The organism is Xylophilus sp. ASV27 (assembly GCF_016428875.1).
GTDB lineage: Bacteria > Pseudomonadota > Gammaproteobacteria > Burkholderiales > Burkholderiaceae_C > Xylophilus.
Genome location: NZ_JAELTO010000233.1, coordinates 1 through 1,295, shown reverse-complemented (window position 1 = coordinate 1,295; position 1,295 = coordinate 1). Strand labels below are relative to the sequence as shown.

At 75.8% G+C, this 1,295-nt stretch carries 1 pseudogene; it reads left to right on the top strand.

The features are described from left to right. Window positions 1–127: 127 nt before the first annotated feature. Window positions 128–1,063 (top strand): annotated as a pseudogene (locus JHD63_RS22565) (DUF349 domain-containing protein); the annotation flags it as partial. Between the last annotated feature and the right edge of the window lie 232 nt (window positions 1,064–1,295).

Sequence of the window (1,295 nt, the reverse complement as noted above, 5' to 3'; positions counted from 1 at the left end):
CCCCCCCCCCCCCCCCCCCCCCCCCCCCCCCCCCCCCCCCCCCCCCCCCCCCCCCCCCCCCCCCCCCCCCCCCCCCCCCCCCCCCCCCCCCCCCCCCCCCCTATTTTAGATGTGTATAAGAGACAGGAAGCAGACCGACCAGGGCGGCCCGTCCAACCATGCGCTCTGGAAGCGCTTCGACGAGGCCTGCAACGAAGCCCACAAGGTGGTCGAGGCCTGGCTGGAGAAGGTCAAGGCCGACGCCGCCGAGCACAAGGCCCAGCGCCTGGCGCTGATCGAGGAACTCAAGGCCTGGGGCGCCGCCCAGGCCGCCAGCGGCGACCTGAAGGCGCTCAGCCGCGGCCTGCACCAGTTCGCCGACCGCTGGCGCGATGCCGGCCACCTGGGCGAGAAGGCCTTCGCCGAAATCCAGCCGCTCTGGAAGGAGGCCTTCGCCGCCGCCGCCGCGCCGCTGGAAGCCGCCCAGAAGCAGAGCCTGGCCCTGCGCCACGCCATGATCGAGGAAGCCACCGCCATCGGCGCGGCGCCGGTGCTGCGCATCGACGCGGTCAAGGCCCTGCAGCAGCGCTGGCAGGCCGAGGCCCAGGCCGTGCCGCTGGAGCGCCGGCAGGAGCAGAAGCTCTGGGACGCCTTCCGCAAGCCGATCGACGAGGCCTTCAACCGCAAGACCTCCGAGCGTGAGCGCGCCGCCACCGCGCTGAGCGAGCACGACCGCGTGGTGCTCGACGCCTCCAAGGCCCTGGAAGCCGCCAACGCCGGCGGCGACGCGCAGAAGATCCGCGCCGCCATGGCCGCCCTCGACGCCGCCCTGCGCGGCCAGGCCGCCGCGGCGGCCGCCGTGACCGCCGCCGGCGAAGAAAAACCGCAAAAAATGCCTGAAGCCCAGGTGGAATCTGGGCTATCTGCTACAGAAAGTGAAGCGAAGCCTGCATCCGAAGCCGCCGATGCGGCCAATGCCCCCGCTGCGCAGGGCGAAGCCGCCCCGGCTGCGGCGCCCAAGCCCGCGCCCAAGCCCGTGGTGGCGGTGCGCGGCGACGACCGCCCCGGCATGCGCAAGGCCGAGCCGACGGTACCCGGCCGTGGCGGAAAGTTCGGGAGCGCCGCGACGGCCGCGGCGGTCCCTGTCTCTTATACACATCTGACGCTGCCGACGAAGAGAACCTAGTGTAGGTCTCGGGGGGGGGGGGGGGAGGGGGGGGGGGGGGGGGGGGGGGGGGGGGGGGGGGGGGGGGGGGGGGGGGGGGGGGGGGGGGGGGGGGGGGGGGGGGGGGGGGGGGGGGGGGGGGGGGGGGGGG